Genomic DNA, 16,359 nt, shown 5'->3' on the forward strand with positions numbered 1-16,359 from the left:
GTCTTCGCCGGGTTCGTGAACAGTTCGCGGCCGGCGCTGTCGCGCAGTGCCTCCGCGTCCAGATCGTCGGCCAGCGCGGCAAGGTCTGTTCGCAGGCCGGTGTCCACACTCTGTAGCGCCGCCAGCCCGGCGGCCAGGTAGTGACATAACCAGAACTCGCCGGAGACCCACAATCGCGGTGCCAGCACCGCGACCCGGCCCGCCGTCGTGTCCCGCAGTGGGCCCTCATACGGTGCCGCGACGACCACCCGTGCGCCCCGGCGCACCCCCGTCGCGGCCGCGGAAACCAGCGCACGGTCGCCGGGGTCGTCGCCGGCCACGATCAGCACGTCCAGCGCCCCGATCCACGGCGGCGCGTCGGCGGCGACCACGATCGGCGCGCCCGCCGAACCGCCCAACGTCGCGGCCAGCATGGTGCCGGCGGTCTCGGCGGTGCCGCGGCCGGCCACCCAGATCACGGTGCGCGGACGGTCGTCGCCGCACACCGACTCCAACGCGCCCTCGTCAACTGCTGCGGCGCTGGCACGCACCTGCGCGCCCGCGGTCGACGCCGCACGAAGCAGCCCGTCGCGATCGGCATCGATGAGGGCGTCGGTGTCGTCGAGGTCGATGGTGGCGTGCGTCGCGCTCACGTGGCCACCGGCGTCTGGCCCGCTATTTCGGCTGTGCTGTGAGCTGTGATTGCTGCCCGGATCTGCCGGACCACCGCGTCGACGTCCTCGGCACTGCGGCCTTCGACGTTCAGCCGAAGCAGCGGCTCGGTGTTGGAGCTGCGCAGGTTGAACCAGCTGCCGTCGCCGAGATCCACCGTCACCCCATCCAGGTAGTCGATCGAGTGGATCCGGGTGCCGAAGGACTTCAGCACCGCCTCGACACACGACTCGGCGTCGTCGACCGTGAAGTTGATCTCGCCGGAGGATTCGTAGCGTTGGTAGTCGGCGGCCAGCTCCGAAAGCGGCCGCTGCTGTTCGCCGAGTGCGGCCAGCACGTACAGCGCGGCCAGCATCCCGGAATCGGCGCCCCAGAAGTCCCGGAAGTAGTAGTGCGCCGAGTGTTCGCCGCCGAAGATTGCGCCGGTGTCGGCCATCAGCGCCTTGATGTAGGAGTGGCCGACACGGGATCGCAGGGGGGTGCCACCGCGTTCGAGCACCAGTTCCGGCACCGCCCGCGACGTGATCAGGTTGTGGATCACGGTCGCGCCGATTTCCCGGTTGAGTTCGCGAGCGGCGACCAGAGCCGTCACCGTCGACGGCGACACCGGCCGGCCGCGCTCGTCGACCACGAAGCACCGATCGGCGTCGCCGTCGAAGGCCAGCCCGAGATCAGCCCCGACGGCCACCACATATTCCTGCAGGTCCACCAGGTTCGCCGGATCCAGCGGGTTGGCCTCGTGGTTGGGAAACGAGCCGTCGAGCTCGAAGTACAACGGCATCAGGGTGACCGCCCCGATGGCACCGAGCACCGCGGGCGCGGTGTGCCCGGCCATCCCGTTGCCCGCGTCGACAGCCACTCGCAGCGGGCGCAGTCCCGAGGTGTCCACCAACGAGCGAAGGAACTCTCCGTAGTCGGCCAGCACGTCCTGGTCGGCGATGCGGCCGACCGGTCCGGGGTGGGCCGGGATGCCGGCGACGAGGTCGTCGCGGATCGCGGTCAACCCGCTCTCGGCGCCGACGGGCTTGGCGCTCGCCCGACACATCTTGATGCCGTTGTAGGCGGCCGGGTTGTGGCTGGCAGTGAACATCGCGCCGGGGCAGTCCAATGACCCGGAGGCGAAATAGAGCTGATCGGTGGACGCCAGACCGATCCGGACCACGTCGAGGCCCTGGCCGGTAACGCCGGCCGCGAAGGCGGCCGCCAGCGGGGGCGAACTATCCCGCATGTCGTGGCCGATGACCACCCGCTCCGCACCCTCGTCGCGCATCAGTCTGGCGAAAGACCCACCGACGTCGGCGGCGAACGATTCGTCGATCTCGTCGCCGACCAATCCTCGGAGGTCGTAAGCCTTGATCACACGGTTGACAGCCGCAGCCGGCCGAGACATGACAGGGCTCCTGATGACGGGGACTCTTGGGGGCCAGCCTAACCTTGCCCGGGCACCGTGGCGATCGCCAGCGCGGCGAAGCCGGGCGCAGCGGGTCGCCACCAGATCACACCGTGGCGATCGCCACCAGATCACTCAGTCGGTGGGGTCGGGCAACACTCGCAGATGACCACGGCGGCGCCCGGTGCCGGCGGCGTGCTGACCGGCCGGCGCCAGCACACCGCCGCCGGGTACGGTGGCCGGCGTATTGCCACCGTCGGAAAAACCGTTCACCGCAGGTGGTCCGGACCTGAACACGTTACGACCCTCCCGCACCGCTTCGGCCAGCGCGATCAGGTCGTCGTCGTCGGCAGGTGCGGTCAGCGGGCCGGGGTGGCGGACGAGTTCCCACCCGCGCGGCGCGGTAATGCGACCGGCGTGGTCGACGCACAGGTCCCAGGAGTGCGGCTCATGCGCGGTGGCGAGCGGTCCGATCACCGCCGTCGAGTCCGAATAGACGAACGTCAGCGTGGCCACCGCATACTGCGGGCACCCGGGCCGGCAGCAGCGACGCGGAACGTTCACGATCGAGAGGCTATCGTGCGTAAACCTCCCCGCAGTGACGGACACGCGCATTCGACCGGGCCCCGATTCGGAACCGTTACCATCGGCGAGTGAGCGATTCGCGCAGCTCCCAGCGGCGCGGGCGGTGGGGGCGCAGCTCGGTGACACGGCGCGGCCGCGGTATGCGCGGCCCACTGCTTCCGCCGACCGTGCCGGGGTGGCGCAGCCGGGCCGAGCGGTTCGACATGGCAGTCCTGGAGGCCTACGAGCCCATCGAGCGACGCTGGCAGGAGCGGCTGACCGGGCTCGACGTGGCGGTCGACGAGATTCCGCGAATCTCGGCCAGGGATCCCGACAGCGTGCAATGGCCGCCCGAGGTGGTCGCTGATGGGCCGATCGCGCTGGCCCGCCTGATACCCGCCGGCGTCGACGTGCGAGGCACCGCTACCCGGGCACGGATTGTGTTGTTCCGCAGGCCGATCGAGCGGCGTGCGAAGGACACCGAGGAACTTGCCGAATTGCTGCACGAAATTCTGGTCGCTCAGGTCGCCACCTACTTGGACGTCGAACCCTCGGTCATCGACCCGACGATCGACGACGATTAGCGGGCGATCGCTAGATGATGCCGCGCTTGAGGCGGCGGCGCTCCCGCTCGGAGAGCCCGCCCCAGATCCCGAAGCGCTCATCGTGCGCCAGAGCGTATTCCAGGCACTCGGCGCGCACCTCGCAGCCCAGGCAGATCTTCTTGGCCTCGCGGGTGGAGCCACCCTTCTCGGGGAAGAAGGCCTCGGGATCGGTTTGCGCGCACAAGGCGCGGTCTTGCCACTGGTCGACGCCGACCGGTGCGGGCTCAAAGACTGCGGGCACTTCAGGCGCGTCGGGCACCAAACTCAAACGGGGCCGTGCCGTTGCCCCCATCGTCGACGAGCCGGTAGTGGTGTGCGGTGTGCCTCCCATTAGGCCCCGAAGGTGCTCATAGGACATGCTCCGCCTCCTCACCTGGTTTCGTTGGTAGCGAATGTCGCCCACTGTTCTGATATGTTGCGCGGCCCATCTCATTCGAACATGTGATCGAATCTCGGTCTGCGACACCGAATCCGGCCGGCCAACCGGGAAATGACACTGGTGTGATTACACACGCGTTACCTGCCCTGGTCAAGCGATTCGACAGAATTCCATACCATCTCGTGATCAATTTGTGGCGACACTGCCCCGGTTTGGCCCCGGCGTGTCGGGCGTACTGTCGTGCGATGTGAAGGTGACGGTTCTGGTCGGCGGGGTCGGCGGCGCCCGTTTTCTGCTCGGCGTACAGCAACTACTGGGACTGGGTCAGTTTGCTCGGGTACCGGGATCCGTCGAGCACGAGCTGACCGCCGTCGTCAACATCGGCGACGACGCCTGGATGCACGGGGTGCGCATCTGCCCCGACCTGGACACCTGCATGTACACCCTGGGCGGGGGCGTCGACCCGCAACGCGGCTGGGGTCATCGCAACGAGACCTGGCACGCCAAGGAGGAGTTGGCCCGCTATGGCGTGCAGCCGGACTGGTTTGCGCTCGGTGACCGTGACCTGGCCACCCACCTGGTGCGCACCCATATGCTGCGAGCCGGCTATCCGCTGTCACTTGTCACCTCCGCGCTATGCGACCGTTGGCAGCCGGGCGCGCGACTATTGCCGGCCAGCGACGACCGGTGCGAAACCCACGTGGTCATCACCGATCCCGTCGACGACACGCGGCGTGCGATCCATTTCCAGGAGTGGTGGGTGCGCTATCACGCCCGGGTGCCGACGCACAGCTTCGCGTTTATCGGGGCTGAAAAAGCCCACGCCGCAACCGAAGTCCTGGACACCATCGCCGACGCCGACATTATCCTGGTTGCCCCGTCGAATCCGGTGGTGAGCATCGGCGTCATCCTGGCCATCCCCGGGATCCGCGCAGCGTTGCGGTCAGCGACCGCCCCCGTCGTCGGCTACTCCCCGATCATCGGTGGAAAACCGTTGCGCGGGATGGCACGTGAATGCCTCACCGTGATCGACGTGGAGTCCACCGCCGAGGCGGTGGGCCGGCACCTCGGCGCACGCTCGGGCACCGGCATCTTGGACTGCTGGCTGATCCACGAGGGCGACCACGCCGCGATCGACGGTGTCGCGGTGCGATCAATACCGCTGCTGATGACCGACCCGAATGCCACGGCCGAGATGGTCAGCGCGGGACTGGAACTCGCGGGTGTGGCGGCCTGATGAGCGCCGGCGACGATGCAGAGCGCAGCGATGAGGAGGAGCGGCGCCGCATGCACGAGCACGGCAGCGCGTCGACGGTCGAGATCCTGCCCATCACCGGGCTTCCCGAATTTCGTCCCGGCGATGACCTGAGTGCCGCTATTGCCGGGACTGCGCCGTGGCTGCGCGACGGTGACGTGGTGGTGGTCACCAGCAAGGCGGCGTCGAAATGCGAAGGCCGGCTGGTTCCGGCACCCGAAAATGCTGAGCATCGAGACGCGCTGCGGCGCAAGCTTGTCGATGCTGAGGCGGTTCGTGTGCTGGCCCGCAAGGGTCGCACCCTGATCACCGAGAACCGGCTCGGTCTGGTGCAGGCCGCCGCCGGTGTGGACGGCTCCAACGTCGGTGCGGCCGAGCTCGCACTGTTGCCCGTCGATCCTGACGCCAGCGCCGCGGCGTTGCGCTCCGGCTTGCACCAGCGGCTCGGCGTCACGGTGGCCGTGGTGATCACCGACACGATGGGCCGCGCGTGGCGCAACGGCCAGACCGACACCGCCGTTGGCGCCGCCGGATTGGCCGTGCTGCACAATTACGCCGGCGCGATCGATGCCCACGGCAACGAACTGATCGTCACCGAGATCGCCGTCGCTGACGAGATCGCTGCCGCCGCCGACCTGGTCAAGGGCAAACTGACCGCGATCCCGGCCGCCGTGGTGCGCGGGCTGCCGATCGCCGACGACGGCTCGACGGCACGACAGCTGGTGCGATCGGGCACCGACGACCTGTTCTGGCTCGGCACCGCCGAGGCGCTCGAGCTGGGCCGCCGACAGGCCCAGCTGCTGCGCCGCTCGGTGCGCGAGTTCGCCGACGAACCGGTGCCGGCGCACCTCATCGAGGCGGCCGTCGGCGAGGCGCTCACCGCGCCGGCCCCGCATCACACCCGCCCGGTGCGGTTCGTCTGGTTGCAGATCCCCGCTGTTCGCGCCCGGCTGCTGGCCCGCATGCGCGACAAGTGGCGTTCCGACCTGGCCGGTGACGGAAAACCTGCCGACGCCATCGAGCGCCGGGTGGCCCGCGGTCAAATCTTGTACGACGCACCCGAAGTCGTCATCCCGGTACTGGTGCCCGACGGCGCTCACCACTACCCCGACGCCGCCCGCACCGAGGCCGAGCACACCATGTTCACCGTCGCGGTCGGGGCGGCGGTGCAGGCGCTGCTGGTGGCGCTTGCGGTCCGCGGTGTCGGCAGCTGCTGGATCGGCTCGACGATCTTCGCCGCCGACCTGGTCCGCGCCGAGCTGGGGCTGCCGGGCGACTGGGACCCGTTGGGCGCGATCGCGATCGGCTATCCGGGCGCGCCACCGGTGGGGCCGCGGGATCCTGTCCCGGTCGCCGATCTGCTGGTGCGCAAGTGAGCGTTCGAGCCTCGGCGATCGCGTTGCTGTCCGACTGGCAGGCCCCGGATCCGGGCCAGGACTCGCTGCGCCACGCGGTGTTGGCGTTCTTGCATGCGCGCGAGGACGCCTGCCGTCGCGAGTGCGTGCCGGGTCATGCCACCGCCTCAACGCTGGTGCTCGACGACTCCGGCCGGCGGGTGCTGCTCACCCTGCATCCGCGGTTGGGCCGCTGGGTGCAGTTGGGCGGGCACATCGACGAGACCGACATCGACATCGTCGCGGCCGCGCTGCGCGAAGCGACCGAGGAATCCGGTATCGCGGGCCTACGGCTGCAGCCCGAACTGGTTGCCGTGCACGTGCATCCGGTCACCTGCTCGCTGGGCGTGCCCACCCGTCATCTCGACCTGCAGTTCGTTGCGCACGCGCCGCCCGGCGCACGGATCACACTCAGCGACGAGTCGCTGGACTTGCAATGGTGGCCCGTCGGCGCCCTGCCCGACGGCACTGACGACGCGCTGGCCTACCTGGTCGCCCGGGCGGTTCAGACGTCGGACGAGTAGCGGAGCCCGCCGTCCGGAATAGAGACACCCGGCCACACCCGCGCGCCGCGCAACAGCTCGCACCGCGCGCCGATATCGGCACCGTCGCCGATGACGCCGTCGCGGATCAGCGCCCGTGGGCCGATCCGGGCGCCGAAACCGATGATCGAGCGCTCGATCACACTGCCGGCCTCGATCCGGGCGCCGTCGAAGACAACCGCGCCGTCCAGGCGGGCGCCGGGACCGATCTCGACGCCCCGCCCGATGACCGTGCCGCCGACGAGCACCGCGCCCGGGGAGACCGCCGCGCCGTCGTGCACCAACTGCTCGCCGCGGTGGCCGCCCAGTGCCGGCGAAGGGGCGATGCCGCGGACCAGATCCGCCGAGCCGCGCACGAAGTCCTCCGGTGTGCCCATGTCCCGCCAGTAGCTGGTGTCGACGTAGCCGCACACCGTGACCCCGTCGGAAAGCAGGGCCGGAAAGACCTCGCGTTCGACGGATACCTCGCGGCCGCGCGGTATCCGGTCGATGATCTCGCGGGAGAACACGTAGCAGCCGGCGTTGATCTGGTCGGTCGGCGGATCTTGTGTCTTCTCCAAAAAGGCGGTGACCCGGCCGTCTTCGGTCGGCACGCAGCCGAAAGCGCGCGGGTCGCCCACCCGCACCAGGTGCATGGTGACATCGGCGCGGTTCGTGTGGTGGAAGTCCAGCAGCTGCCCCAGATCGAGGCCGGAAAGCACGTCGCCGTTGAACACCATCACGGTGTCCTGACGCAGTCGCGGCGCGACGTTGGCGATCCCGCCGCCGGTGCCCAGCGGGTGCTGCTCGGTGACGCATTCGATCTGCAGCCCGAACTTGGAACCATCGCCGAACTCCTGCCCGAACACGTCGGGCTGATACGACGTGCCCAGGACCACGTGCTCGATGCCGGCCGCGGCGATCCGTGACAACAGATGGGTCAGCAGCGGCAGCCCGGCGATCGGCAGCATCGGCTTGGGCACCGACATCGTCAACGGCCGCAGCCGGGTGCCCTTACCGCCGACCAGGACGACCGCATCAACTTGCGGCTGGCTCACGTCACTGCCGCCTTTCTCCCGCGGCGCGCCGCGAGTCGCGCGCCAACAGCCGTGTGCGTATTGCCAACCCGGCCCGCATCGCCGCGCGCAGCGGCGCGCGCCACCACCCAGGATGCCGGTCGGCGAGGAAGATGTAAGTGCTTTTGTGATGGGCTACCAGGTTGCGAGTGGACTCGCGTCCGGTGGCGTGGCCCTTGTGGTGCAGGACTTCGGCCGACGGCACATAGACGTTCAGCCAGCCGGCCTTGCCCAGCCGATCGCCCAGATCGACGTCTTCCATGTACATGAAATACCGCTCGTCGAACCCGCCGACCTGGTCGAAGGCGGCGCGGCGCACCAGCAGGCAGGACCCCGACAGCCAGCCCACCGGCCGTTCGCTGGGTTCCAGCCGCTCCTGACGATAGCCCGTCGACCAGGGGTTGGCGGGCCACAGCGGGCCCGCGACGGCGTGCATGCCGCCGCGGATCAGGCTGGGCAGGTGACGGGCCGAGGGGTACACCGACCCGTCCGGGTCGCGGATCAGCGGACCCAGCGTGGCCGCGCGCGGCCAACGGGCGGCAGCGTCCAGCAGGGCGTCGATGCTGCCGGGGCCCCACTGCACATCGGGGTTGGCCACGATGAGCCACTCTCCGACGTCTTCGGAAGCCTCGTAGACTTGCGCGACCGCCCGGTTCACCGCGCTGCCGTAGCCAATATTGGCCCCGGTGGAAAACAGCTGCACGTTGGGATACCGCCCAACCGCGGCCTGTGGTGCCCCGTCGGTGGAGCCGTTATCGGCCATCAACACGTGGACCGGTCGCTCGGTGGCCAGTGCTAGCGAAGCCAAAAAGCGGTCCAGGTGCGGGCCCGGGGAATAGGTCACCGTCACGACCGCCAGGACGTCACTCACGCGTAGAGGGTATCGGTCAGACGGACGGCACCGCCGACAACGCCGCAGTAAGCGCCTCCCGCCACGCCCGCAGCGGCGACAGACCCGCCTGCGCGGACACCCGGCTGGACAGCGCGGCGTACGGCGGCCGGGGCGCCGGCCGGGGATTGTGAGCGCTGTTGACCGGGCGGACCCGCACCGGGTCGGCGCCGACGCCGGCGAATACCGCACGGGCCTGCTCGAACCGGGTGACCGCGCCCTCGTTGGCGGCGTGCACGACCCGAGCATGCACCTGTCCGTCGACGACCTGGAGCAGCGCGACGACCAGATCGCCGACGTAGGTCGGCGAGCCGGTCTGGTCGTCAACCACCTCCACTGTGCCGTCGCGGGCGGCGAGCCTGCGCATCGTGGCGACGAAGTCGTTGCCATCCCCGCCGGTGTAAACCCACGCGGTGCGCACCACGGTGGCCTGCGGCAGCGTCGCCAGCACGGCCCGTTCGCCGGAGAGTTTGCTCTGCCCGTACACGCTGAGCGGCTTCGCCTCGTCGTCCGGTTCGTAGGGTCGGGGCGGTGATCCGCCGAAGTCGCCGCTGAACACGTAGTCGGTGGAGATGTGGATCAGTCGCGCGCCGACGCGCGCGCACGCCAGTGCGATGTGCCCGGGACCGGCCGCATTGACCGCGTATGCGGTGGCTTCGTCGCTTTCCGCCCCATCGACATTGGTGTAGGCCGCGCAATTGACCACCACATCACCGGACGCGACGATCCGCTCGGCGGCGGCCGGGTCGGTGATGTCCCACTGCGCCGACGTCAGCGCCAGCACGTCGCGCCCCTGCCGGGCCGCCTCGGCCGCCAGCAAGCTGCCGACCTGCCCGCCGGCGCCCGTGATCACAATCCTGCCGGTCACGTCCCCGAGTCTGGCACGCCGACGCCGCACTGCTACCGCCGATACCTCTGTTGCGCAAGTAGCCTAGAGTGATGCCTGCGCAACGTGTTGTTCGTGTGATCGCCACCGTGGCGGCTGTGGCGGTCGTGCTCGGCACCGGGGTGGCGTGGAGCAAAATTCGCTCGTTCGAGGACGGGATTTACCACATGTTCGCCCCGTCGCTGGGTCACGGCGGCGACGACGGCGCGATCGACATCCTGCTGGTCGGCATGGACAGCCGCACTGACGCCCACGGCAACCCGCTGTCCGCCGAGGAACTGGCGGCCCTGCGGGCCGGCGACGAAAACGCCACCAACACCGACACGATCATCCTGGTGCGTATCCCCAACAACGGGAAATCGGCCACGGCGATCTCGATCCCCCGCGACTCCTACGTCAAGGCACCGGGCCTGGGCAAGACCAAGATCAACGGCGTCTACGGCCAGGTCAAAGAGGAAAAGCGGGTCAGCCTCGTCGAATCCGGTATAGACCCCGCCGTGGCCGAGGCACGCGGCACCGAAGCGGGCCGCGACGCACTGATCAAGACGGTCGCCGACCTCACCGGCGTCACCGTCGACCACTACGCCGAGATCGGCCTGCTCGGCTTTGCACTGATCACCGATGCCCTCGGCGGCGTCAACGTCTGCCTCAAAGAGCCGGTGTACGAACCGCTTTCGGGCGCCGACTTCCCGGCCGGTTGGCAGAAGCTCAACGGTCCGCAGGCGTTGAGCTTTGTCCGCCAGCGCCACGACCTGCCCCGCGGCGACCTGGACCGGGTCGTGCGCCAGCAGGCGGTGATGGCGGCGCTGGCCCACCAGGTGATCTCCAGCAGGACGCTGTCGAGCCCGGCCACGATGGGCCGGCTGCAGGGCGCCATCCAACGCTCCGTGGTGCTGTCCTCCGGTTGGGACATCATGGATTTCATCAAACAGCTACAGAAGCTGACCGCCGGCAACGTCGCATTCGCCACGATTCCGGTGCTCGACGAGGCGGGCTGGAGCGACGACGGCATGCACAGCGTGGTGCGGGTGGATCCGAACCAGGTTCACGAGTGGGTTGCCGGTCTGCTGCAGGGTCAGGCGCAGGGCAAAACCGATGAGTTGGCCTACACGCCGGGAAAGACCACCGCGGATGTGCTCAACGACACCGACATCAACGGGCTGGCCGCCGCGGTGTCGGAAGTCTTGACCGCCAAGGGCTTTACCGCAGGTACCGTCGGCAATAACGAAGCCGCGCACGTGTCCGGCAGCCAGGTGCAGGCCGCCAAGGCCGACGACTTGGGCGCCCAGGCGGTGTCCAAGGACCTCGGCGGGGTGCCCGTCGTCGCCGATGCGTCGGTGCCGCCCGGGTCGGTGCGGGTGGTGCTGGGCAACGACTACACCGGCCCCGGTTCCGGGCTCGAGGGCGGCGCCTCGACGATCGTGGCTCGCGCATCGACGGGCTCTGGCGAAGCCACCGCACCCCCACCGTCACCGATCCTCACCGCCGGATCGGACAATCCGGAGTGTGTCAACTAACGCGCTCACGCTTTCCGAAGCAATTCTCGACCCGATGCTGCGCGCCGACCCGGTCGGTCCGCGCATCACCTACTACGACGATGCCGACGGAGAGCGCATCGAGCTGTCCGCGGTGACGCTGGCCAACTGGGCCGCCAAAACCGGCAATCTGTTGCGCGACGAGCTGGGTGCCGGACCCGCCAGCCGGGTCGCGGTGTTGCTGCCGGCGCATTGGCAGACCGCCGCGGTGTTGTTCGGGGTGTGGTGGATCGGCGCCGAGGTGCTGCTCGAGGGCGGGCCGGCGGACATCGCTTTGTGTACCGCCGACCGGCTCGACGAGGCGGACCAGGCGGTCGGGGCCGGCGAGGTGGCGGTGTTGTCGCTGGATCCGTTCGGCCGCCCGGCGGCGGAGCTGCCGATCGGAGTCACCGACTATGCGACGGCGGTGCGGGTGCACGGCGACCAGATCGACGCCGAGCGCCGGCCCGGCCCGGCGCTGGCCGGCAGATCGGTCGCCGACGTACTCGACGAGTGTGAAAGCTCTGCGCAGGCAAGAGGTTTGACACGTAGCGATCGGGTGCTTTCGACCGCGTCCTGGGGCCAGCCCATCGCGCTGGTCGACGGCTTGCTGGCCGTGCTGGCCCTCGGCGCGTCGCTGGTGCAGGTCGCCAACCCCGATCCCGCCGTGCTGTCGCGCCGGATCGAGGCCGAGAAAGTCACCCGGACCCTCGACTAAGGCAGATACATATTGGTATCGCAATATATCTATGTTAGCGTCGGATACCGACAAGCCTGATATGGAGGAGTGTGGCAAATGTTGGTGCATGGACTACTCGGGAAAGCGGCCGGGACAGTGGTCACCGGGCTGGTCGGGGTGAGCGCCTACGAGGTCTTACGAAAGGCTGTGGGTTCAGCTCCGGTTCACGACGCCGCGGTCACCGCGACGGAGTGGAGCCTGCGCGGAACGCGGCGCGCCGAGGAAGCGGCGGAGTCAGCCCGGTTGAAGCTCGGGGACATAGTGGCCGAAGCGCGTGAACGCATCGGCGAGGAGGCAGCGCCGCCCGCGATCGGCGACCACGACGAACACGAGCACTGATTGCCCGCCATGCTCAATCACCCTGACCTGCTGGTGGTTTCGGACGCGGCCGGGCGGATGCGGGTTCAGGTCCCCTGGGTGCGGTCGAATTCGCGGCGCGCGGTCGCGGTGGAAGAGGCAATGGACCGGCAGAACGGGGTGCGGGCGGTGCACGCCTATCCCCACACCGGTTCCGTCGTCGTGTGGTATTCGCCAAGGCGATGCGACCGCCCGGCGGTGCTGGCCGCGATTACCTCGGCCGAGCGGGTCCCCGCGGAGCTGATCCCGGCGCGCACGCCACGATCGTCCGACGTCCGCAACACCGAGGTGCTCCGCATGGTGATCGGCGGTGCAGCGCTGGCGTTGCTCGGCCTGCGCCGCTACGCCTTCAACCGACCGCCCCTGCTCGGCGCGAGCGGTCAACTGGTCGCGACCGGCGCGACGGTGTTCATGGGCTATCCGTTCCTGCGCGGCGCGTTGCGCTCGCTGCGGTCCGGACGCGCCGGCACCGATGCGCTGGTGACCGCGGCGACGGTGGCCAGTCTGGTGCTGCGCGAGAACGTGGTGGCGCTCACCGTGTTGTGGCTGCTCAACATCGGTGAGTACCTGCAGGATCTGACCTTGCGCCGCACCCGGCGGGCCATCTCCGATCTGCTGCGCGGCACCGCCGACGCGGCCTGGGTGCGCCTTGATGACGGCAACGAAGTGCAAGTACCGATCGACACGCTGCAGATCGGCGACGAGGTGGTGGTCCACGATCACGTGGCGCTACCGGTCGACGGTGAAGTGGTCGACGGCGAGGCCATTGTCGACCAGTCCGCGATCACCGGCGAAACCCTGCCGGTCAGCATCCTCACCGGGTCAACGGTGCACGCCGGTTCGGTGGTGCTGCGCGGGCGGCTGGTGGTTCGCGCCCGCGCCGTCGGCAACGAAACCGCGATCGGCCGCATCATCACGCGTGTCGAAGAGGCACAACACGATCGGGCACCCATCCAAACCGTCGGCGAAAACTTCTCCGGCCGATTTGTTCCCATCTCCTTCATCGTTTCTGCGATCACCCTGGCGATCACCGGAGATGTCCGTCGCGCGATGACGATGCTGCTCATCGCATGCCCGTGCGCCGTCGGACTGGCGACACCGACCGCGATCAGCGCGGCGATCGGCAACGGCGCGCGGCGCGGCATCCTGATCAAGGGCGGATCGCACCTCGAACAGGCCGGCCGAGTCGACGCCATCGTCTTCGACAAGACCGGAACACTCACCGTCGGACGTCCAGTGGTGACGAATATCATTGCCATACATAACGATTGGCAACCCGAGCAAGTTCTCGCCTATGCGGCCAGCTCGGAGCTGCACTCTCGCCACCCGCTGGCCGAGGCCGTGATCCGCTCGACCGAAGAACGCCGCATCATCATTCCGCCGCACGAGGAATGCGAGGTGCTGGTCGGACTCGGTATGCGGACCTGGGCCGACGGACGGACCCTGCTGCTGGGCAGCCCATCGCTGCTGCGCTCGGAAAACGTCAAGGTGTCGACAAAGGCGGCGGACTGGGTCGACAAGCTGCGACGCCAGGCCGAGACCCCGTTACTGCTCGCCGTGGACGGCACGCTGGTCGGACTGATCAGCCTGCGTGACGAGGTACGGCCCGAGGCGGCCGATGTCTTGAAAAGCTTGCGCACCAACGGGATCCGTCGGACTGTCATGCTCACCGGCGATCATCCCGAGATAGCCAAGGTGGTCGCCGCCGAGCTGGGGATCGACGAGTGGCGCGCCGAAGTGCTGCCGGAGGACAAACTCGAAGTGGTGCGCCGGCTGCAGGACGAGGGCCACGTCGTCGGGATGGTCGGCGACGGCATCAATGACGCCCCGGCGCTGGCGGCGGCCAACATCGGAATCGCCATGGGGCTGGCCGGAACCGACGTCGCCGTCGAAACCGCCGATGTGGCACTGGCCAACGACGACCTGCAACGCCTGCTCGACGTACGGGATTTGGGTGCACGCGCGGTCGACGTGATCCGGCAAAACTACGGCATGTCGATCGCGGTCAATGCCGCCGGGCTGCTGATCGGCGCCGGTGGCGCCCTGTCACCGGTACTCGCCGCGATCCTGCACAACCTATCGTCGGTGGCTGTCGTCACCAACAGTTCCCGGTTGATCCGCTACCGACTGAACTAGTGGCGATCGCCGCCTCCCCGGAGGTGAAGATCTTCACCTGTCGATCCAGGCCGATTGCCTGTAACGGTCGCAACACGGCCCGCTGAGCGGCCACCACCGCGAAATCCAAACCATTTTGCCGGCAACGGGTTTGCGCCTGTACCAGTGCGGCGATCCCGGCGACCGAGAGAAACTCGACCGCGGTCGCGTCCACCACGACCCGGCTTGCATCTGCGCTGCCCGTGCAGACTTGCTGCAGCGCACCCTCCAACATCGCAACGTTGGACAGGTCGATATCGCCGCGCAGGCGCAAAATGATCAGGCCGTCATGGGTTGCTCGCTGGATGTCTAGCGGCGCGGTCACGGATTCCTCCATGTGTCGGTGAACTGATGAGACCGACGTCGGACCATCCAGCCGCAACACGCTGGGGTCAGCAGCACAGCGCGGTGCTGCTCAGGTATACCGGACGTCGCACGGGCTGCTGTTCAACCGCGCCATCACGCTATCAGCCATCAGCCGCCACGCAACCGATGGGTAGCGCGTTACGGGTCATCTTCGTCGTCGTCTTCGAGTAGTTCGTCGGGGTGGTGGATGTGGTTGATTCGGGGTGGTCCGGTGCCGTCGCTCCAGGCGAGGCGGTAGTCGTCGGTGATGGTGGTGGTGAGATGGCCGCAGGTTGCTTCGGTGTGGTCGGGCGCGCAGCCGAAGTAGAGGCTGTCGGCGTTGGTTAGCCCGCCGGCGGCCCAGTCCTGCGCGTGATGAACCTCGCAGTGGTAGCCGGGTTGCGGGCAGTCGGGTCGGGTGCAGCCGCCGTCGCGGGCGTGGCAGATGATGCGTTGGTCTAGGGTGGCGATGCGTTTGCTGCGGCCCAAATACAGCGGGCGCTCGCAGTGATCCTCGAAGACGGCCAGATAGTGGATGCTGTTGGCGGCCATGCGGATCACATCGCGCATCGGCAATCGGCTGTTGCCGCCGGTGCGTGCCGGCGCCGGCATCGGGATGGCGGGGTCGTGGGCGGCGCGGGCGGCCTGCTCGAGGTCGCCCAGTTTGGTTGTCACGATCACGGTGACCGGCACGCCGCGGTGCACACCGAGCTGCCCGGATGAGAGCGCGTGGCGCAGCGCGAGCTTGAGCGCGTCGTGGCAACGCTGCGCCGGTGTGCGATGATCACGCTCCTCATCAGCCGCGTCTTTTGCTTCGGGCACGTGACGACCCGGGCGGATGGCCGCGGTGATGGCCTCCAGGTAGGCGCGGGTTTCGGGGTCCAGCCAGCCGCGCAGCCGGCTCATGCCGTCGACGCATTGTGGCCCCAGCACCAGCCCGCGCCGCCGTGCCCGGTCCTCGTCGGAGAAGGTGCCGTCGGGATTGAGCCAGTCGGCGATCCGGTTGCCCACCACGGTGACGAACGTGGCGTCCTGCTTTCGGGCGTGGCGGACCAGGATGCGCTCGGCTTTGTCGCGGTCGGGCGCGCTGACCGCGCCCGGCAGCCCATCCAGGGCGTGCAGCACCGCGGCGATGTGGTCGTCGCCGACGCTGCCGTCTTCGACGGCGGTGGCCAGCTTCGGCAACTCCGGCGGCAGCGCCGGGCCGGTCAGCGACCGTCGTGGCCGGATCCGCACCGCCACCCGAAACCGGCGCTTGACCTCCGCCGAGGTGATCCGCAGCCGCGCACACAGCAGATTTCGCATCGACACCCCGGCCGGCAACCCCGGGTCCTCGGGCCCGTCGACCGGATCGGCGATCTCACCGAACATCCGATACGACAGGCCCCGATTGACCCGGCCCAACGCCTCCAGCCGCTCGGCGGTCGCCACCCGAAACGCATTGCCCACCAGGTCGGTGCACGACGCGCGTAACCGGGCGTAGGCAGCCTCGATCAGCTCGAGATCGGCGCGCATCTGCGCACGCACCGCATCCACGGGAAGCGCCTGCTCGACGGAAGCCATCCCGCCATATTATCGAAAGAATGTTCGAGTCACCCCGGCCGCAGCGCATCGCACGCGCAATTGTGGATAAAGCGCGA

16 protein-coding genes and 1 pseudogene are annotated in these 16,359 nt (G+C 68.8%); 8 read left to right on the forward strand and 9 right to left on the reverse strand.

Annotation, left to right across the window (positions count from 1 at the left end; genetic code table 11):
* The 3 genes and pseudogenes from ACRDTL_RS01135 to ACRDTL_RS01145 form a co-directional block, all read right to left on the reverse strand.
* A pseudogene (locus ACRDTL_RS01135) lies at positions 1 to 632 on the reverse strand (TobH protein); the annotation flags it as partial.
* Entirely contained in the window at positions 629 to 2,041 is a 1,413-nt protein-coding gene (locus ACRDTL_RS01140) for a phosphomannomutase/phosphoglucomutase (protein WP_431504889.1), read from the reverse strand. The pseudogene ACRDTL_RS01135 and the gene ACRDTL_RS01140, both read right to left, overlap by 4 nt.
* A gap of 135 nt (positions 2,042 to 2,176) precedes the next feature.
* Positions 2,177 to 2,605, reverse strand: a complete 429-nt coding sequence (locus ACRDTL_RS01145) for a DUF3499 domain-containing protein (RefSeq protein WP_431504890.1) — start codon at positions 2,603 to 2,605, stop codon at positions 2,177 to 2,179.
* Positions 2,606 to 2,766: 161 nt separating this feature from the next.
* Here ACRDTL_RS01145 and ACRDTL_RS01150 point away from each other — a divergent pair, with 161 nt between their 5' ends.
* Positions 2,767 to 3,189 (forward strand): metallopeptidase family protein, encoded by a 423-nt coding sequence (locus ACRDTL_RS01150; RefSeq protein ID WP_431504901.1) that lies wholly within the window; start codon positions 2,767 to 2,769, stop codon positions 3,187 to 3,189.
* A 10-nt stretch (positions 3,190 to 3,199) separates the two neighbouring features.
* Here the strand turns inward: ACRDTL_RS01150 and ACRDTL_RS01155 are convergent, their stop codons facing one another.
* Complete coding sequence (locus tag ACRDTL_RS01155; RefSeq protein ID WP_431504891.1) at positions 3,200 to 3,568, reverse strand: WhiB family transcriptional regulator; 369 nt, start codon at positions 3,566 to 3,568, stop codon at positions 3,200 to 3,202.
* Between the two features lie 268 nt (positions 3,569 to 3,836).
* Here ACRDTL_RS01155 and cofD point away from each other — a divergent pair, with 268 nt between their 5' ends.
* The 3 genes from cofD to ACRDTL_RS01170 are packed head-to-tail and all read left to right on the forward strand — an operon-like array spanning position 3,837 to position 6,762.
* A complete protein-coding gene (cofD, locus tag ACRDTL_RS01160) occupies positions 3,837 to 4,826 on the forward strand; it encodes a 2-phospho-L-lactate transferase (protein ID WP_431504892.1) in 990 nt (329 codons plus the stop codon).
* A 50-nt stretch (positions 4,827 to 4,876) separates the two neighbouring features.
* Positions 4,877 to 6,220, forward strand: a complete 1,344-nt coding sequence (locus tag ACRDTL_RS01165; RefSeq protein ID WP_431504902.1) for a coenzyme F420-0:L-glutamate ligase — start codon at positions 4,877 to 4,879, stop codon at positions 6,218 to 6,220.
* Positions 6,217 to 6,762, forward strand: a complete 546-nt coding sequence (locus ACRDTL_RS01170; protein WP_431504893.1) for an NUDIX hydrolase — start codon at positions 6,217 to 6,219, stop codon at positions 6,760 to 6,762. The genes ACRDTL_RS01165 and ACRDTL_RS01170 overlap by 4 nt, the downstream gene beginning before the upstream one ends.
* Here ACRDTL_RS01170 and ACRDTL_RS01175 read toward each other — a convergent pair.
* From ACRDTL_RS01175 to rfbD, 3 genes are read right to left on the reverse strand one after another with little or no spacing between them, the layout of a single operon-like run.
* The gene (locus tag ACRDTL_RS01175; protein ID WP_431504894.1) at positions 6,744 to 7,817 is read right to left on the reverse strand and encodes a sugar phosphate nucleotidyltransferase; all 1,074 of its coding nucleotides are present in this window, start codon (positions 7,815 to 7,817) and stop codon (positions 6,744 to 6,746) included. The two genes, ACRDTL_RS01170 and ACRDTL_RS01175, sit on opposite strands and share 19 nt — an antisense overlap.
* A gap of 1 nt (position 7,818) precedes the next feature.
* On the reverse strand, positions 7,819 to 8,706 hold the full coding sequence (locus tag ACRDTL_RS01180; protein WP_431504895.1) for a glycosyltransferase family 2 protein: 888 nt from the start codon (positions 8,704 to 8,706) through the stop codon (positions 7,819 to 7,821).
* Positions 8,707 to 8,722: 16 nt separating this feature from the next.
* Positions 8,723 to 9,577, reverse strand: coding sequence for a dTDP-4-dehydrorhamnose reductase (rfbD, locus tag ACRDTL_RS01185; protein ID WP_431504903.1), 855 nt, complete (start codon positions 9,575 to 9,577; stop codon positions 8,723 to 8,725).
* An 83-nt stretch (positions 9,578 to 9,660) separates the two neighbouring features.
* On the opposite strand from rfbD, the gene ACRDTL_RS01190 reads away from it, so the two are divergent.
* The 4 genes from ACRDTL_RS01190 (at position 9,661) to ctpC (ending at position 14,356) form a co-directional block, all read left to right on the forward strand.
* Positions 9,661 to 11,127, forward strand: a complete 1,467-nt coding sequence (locus tag ACRDTL_RS01190) for an LCP family protein (protein WP_431504896.1) — start codon at positions 9,661 to 9,663, stop codon at positions 11,125 to 11,127.
* A 34-nt stretch (positions 11,128 to 11,161) separates the two neighbouring features.
* Entirely contained in the window at positions 11,162 to 11,842 is a 681-nt protein-coding gene (locus ACRDTL_RS01195; RefSeq protein WP_431504904.1) for a TIGR03089 family protein, read from the forward strand.
* A 78-nt stretch (positions 11,843 to 11,920) separates the two neighbouring features.
* On the forward strand, positions 11,921 to 12,202 hold the full coding sequence (locus ACRDTL_RS01200) for a DUF1490 family protein (protein WP_431504897.1): 282 nt from the start codon (positions 11,921 to 11,923) through the stop codon (positions 12,200 to 12,202).
* 9 nt (positions 12,203 to 12,211) lie between these two features.
* Entirely contained in the window at positions 12,212 to 14,356 is a 2,145-nt protein-coding gene (gene ctpC, locus ACRDTL_RS01205; RefSeq protein ID WP_431504898.1) for a manganese-exporting P-type ATPase CtpC, read from the forward strand.
* On the opposite strand, the gene ACRDTL_RS01210 is transcribed toward ctpC, so the two are convergent.
* Together ACRDTL_RS01210 and ACRDTL_RS01215 are read right to left on the reverse strand one after the other, a co-directional pair.
* On the reverse strand, positions 14,316 to 14,699 hold the full coding sequence (locus ACRDTL_RS01210; protein WP_431504899.1) for an anti-sigma factor antagonist: 384 nt from the start codon (positions 14,697 to 14,699) through the stop codon (positions 14,316 to 14,318). The genes ctpC and ACRDTL_RS01210 overlap by 41 nt on opposite strands.
* Positions 14,700 to 14,878: 179 nt before the next feature.
* Complete coding sequence (locus ACRDTL_RS01215) at positions 14,879 to 16,282, reverse strand: 13E12 repeat family protein (protein ID WP_431504900.1); 1,404 nt, start codon at positions 16,280 to 16,282, stop codon at positions 14,879 to 14,881.
* Between the last annotated feature and the right edge of the window lie 77 nt (positions 16,283 to 16,359).

The sequence above is a fragment of the Mycobacterium sp. genome, from assembly GCF_050700595.1.
Taxonomy (GTDB): domain Bacteria; phylum Actinomycetota; class Actinomycetes; order Mycobacteriales; family Mycobacteriaceae; genus Mycobacterium.

Coding starts and splice junctions, on each gene's coding strand:
- ACRDTL_RS01140 (WP_431504889.1), bottom strand. CDS start 2,041: ATGTCTCGGCCGGCTGCGGCTGTCAACCGTGTGATCAAGGCTTACGAC.
- ACRDTL_RS01150 (WP_431504901.1), top strand. CDS start 2,767: ATGCGCGGCCCACTGCTTCCGCCGACCGTGCCGGGGTGGCGCAGCCGG.
- ACRDTL_RS01155 (WP_431504891.1), bottom strand. CDS start 3,568: ATGTCCTATGAGCACCTTCGGGGCCTAATGGGAGGCACACCGCACACC.
- ACRDTL_RS01165 (WP_431504902.1), top strand. CDS start 4,877: ATGCACGAGCACGGCAGCGCGTCGACGGTCGAGATCCTGCCCATCACC.
- ACRDTL_RS01195 (WP_431504904.1), top strand. CDS start 11,162: ATGCTGCGCGCCGACCCGGTCGGTCCGCGCATCACCTACTACGACGAT.
- ACRDTL_RS01200 (WP_431504897.1), top strand. CDS start 11,921: ATGTTGGTGCATGGACTACTCGGGAAAGCGGCCGGGACAGTGGTCACC.
- ctpC (WP_431504898.1), top strand. CDS start 12,212: ATGCTCAATCACCCTGACCTGCTGGTGGTTTCGGACGCGGCCGGGCGG.
- ACRDTL_RS01215 (WP_431504900.1), bottom strand. CDS start 16,282: ATGGCTTCCGTCGAGCAGGCGCTTCCCGTGGATGCGGTGCGTGCGCAG.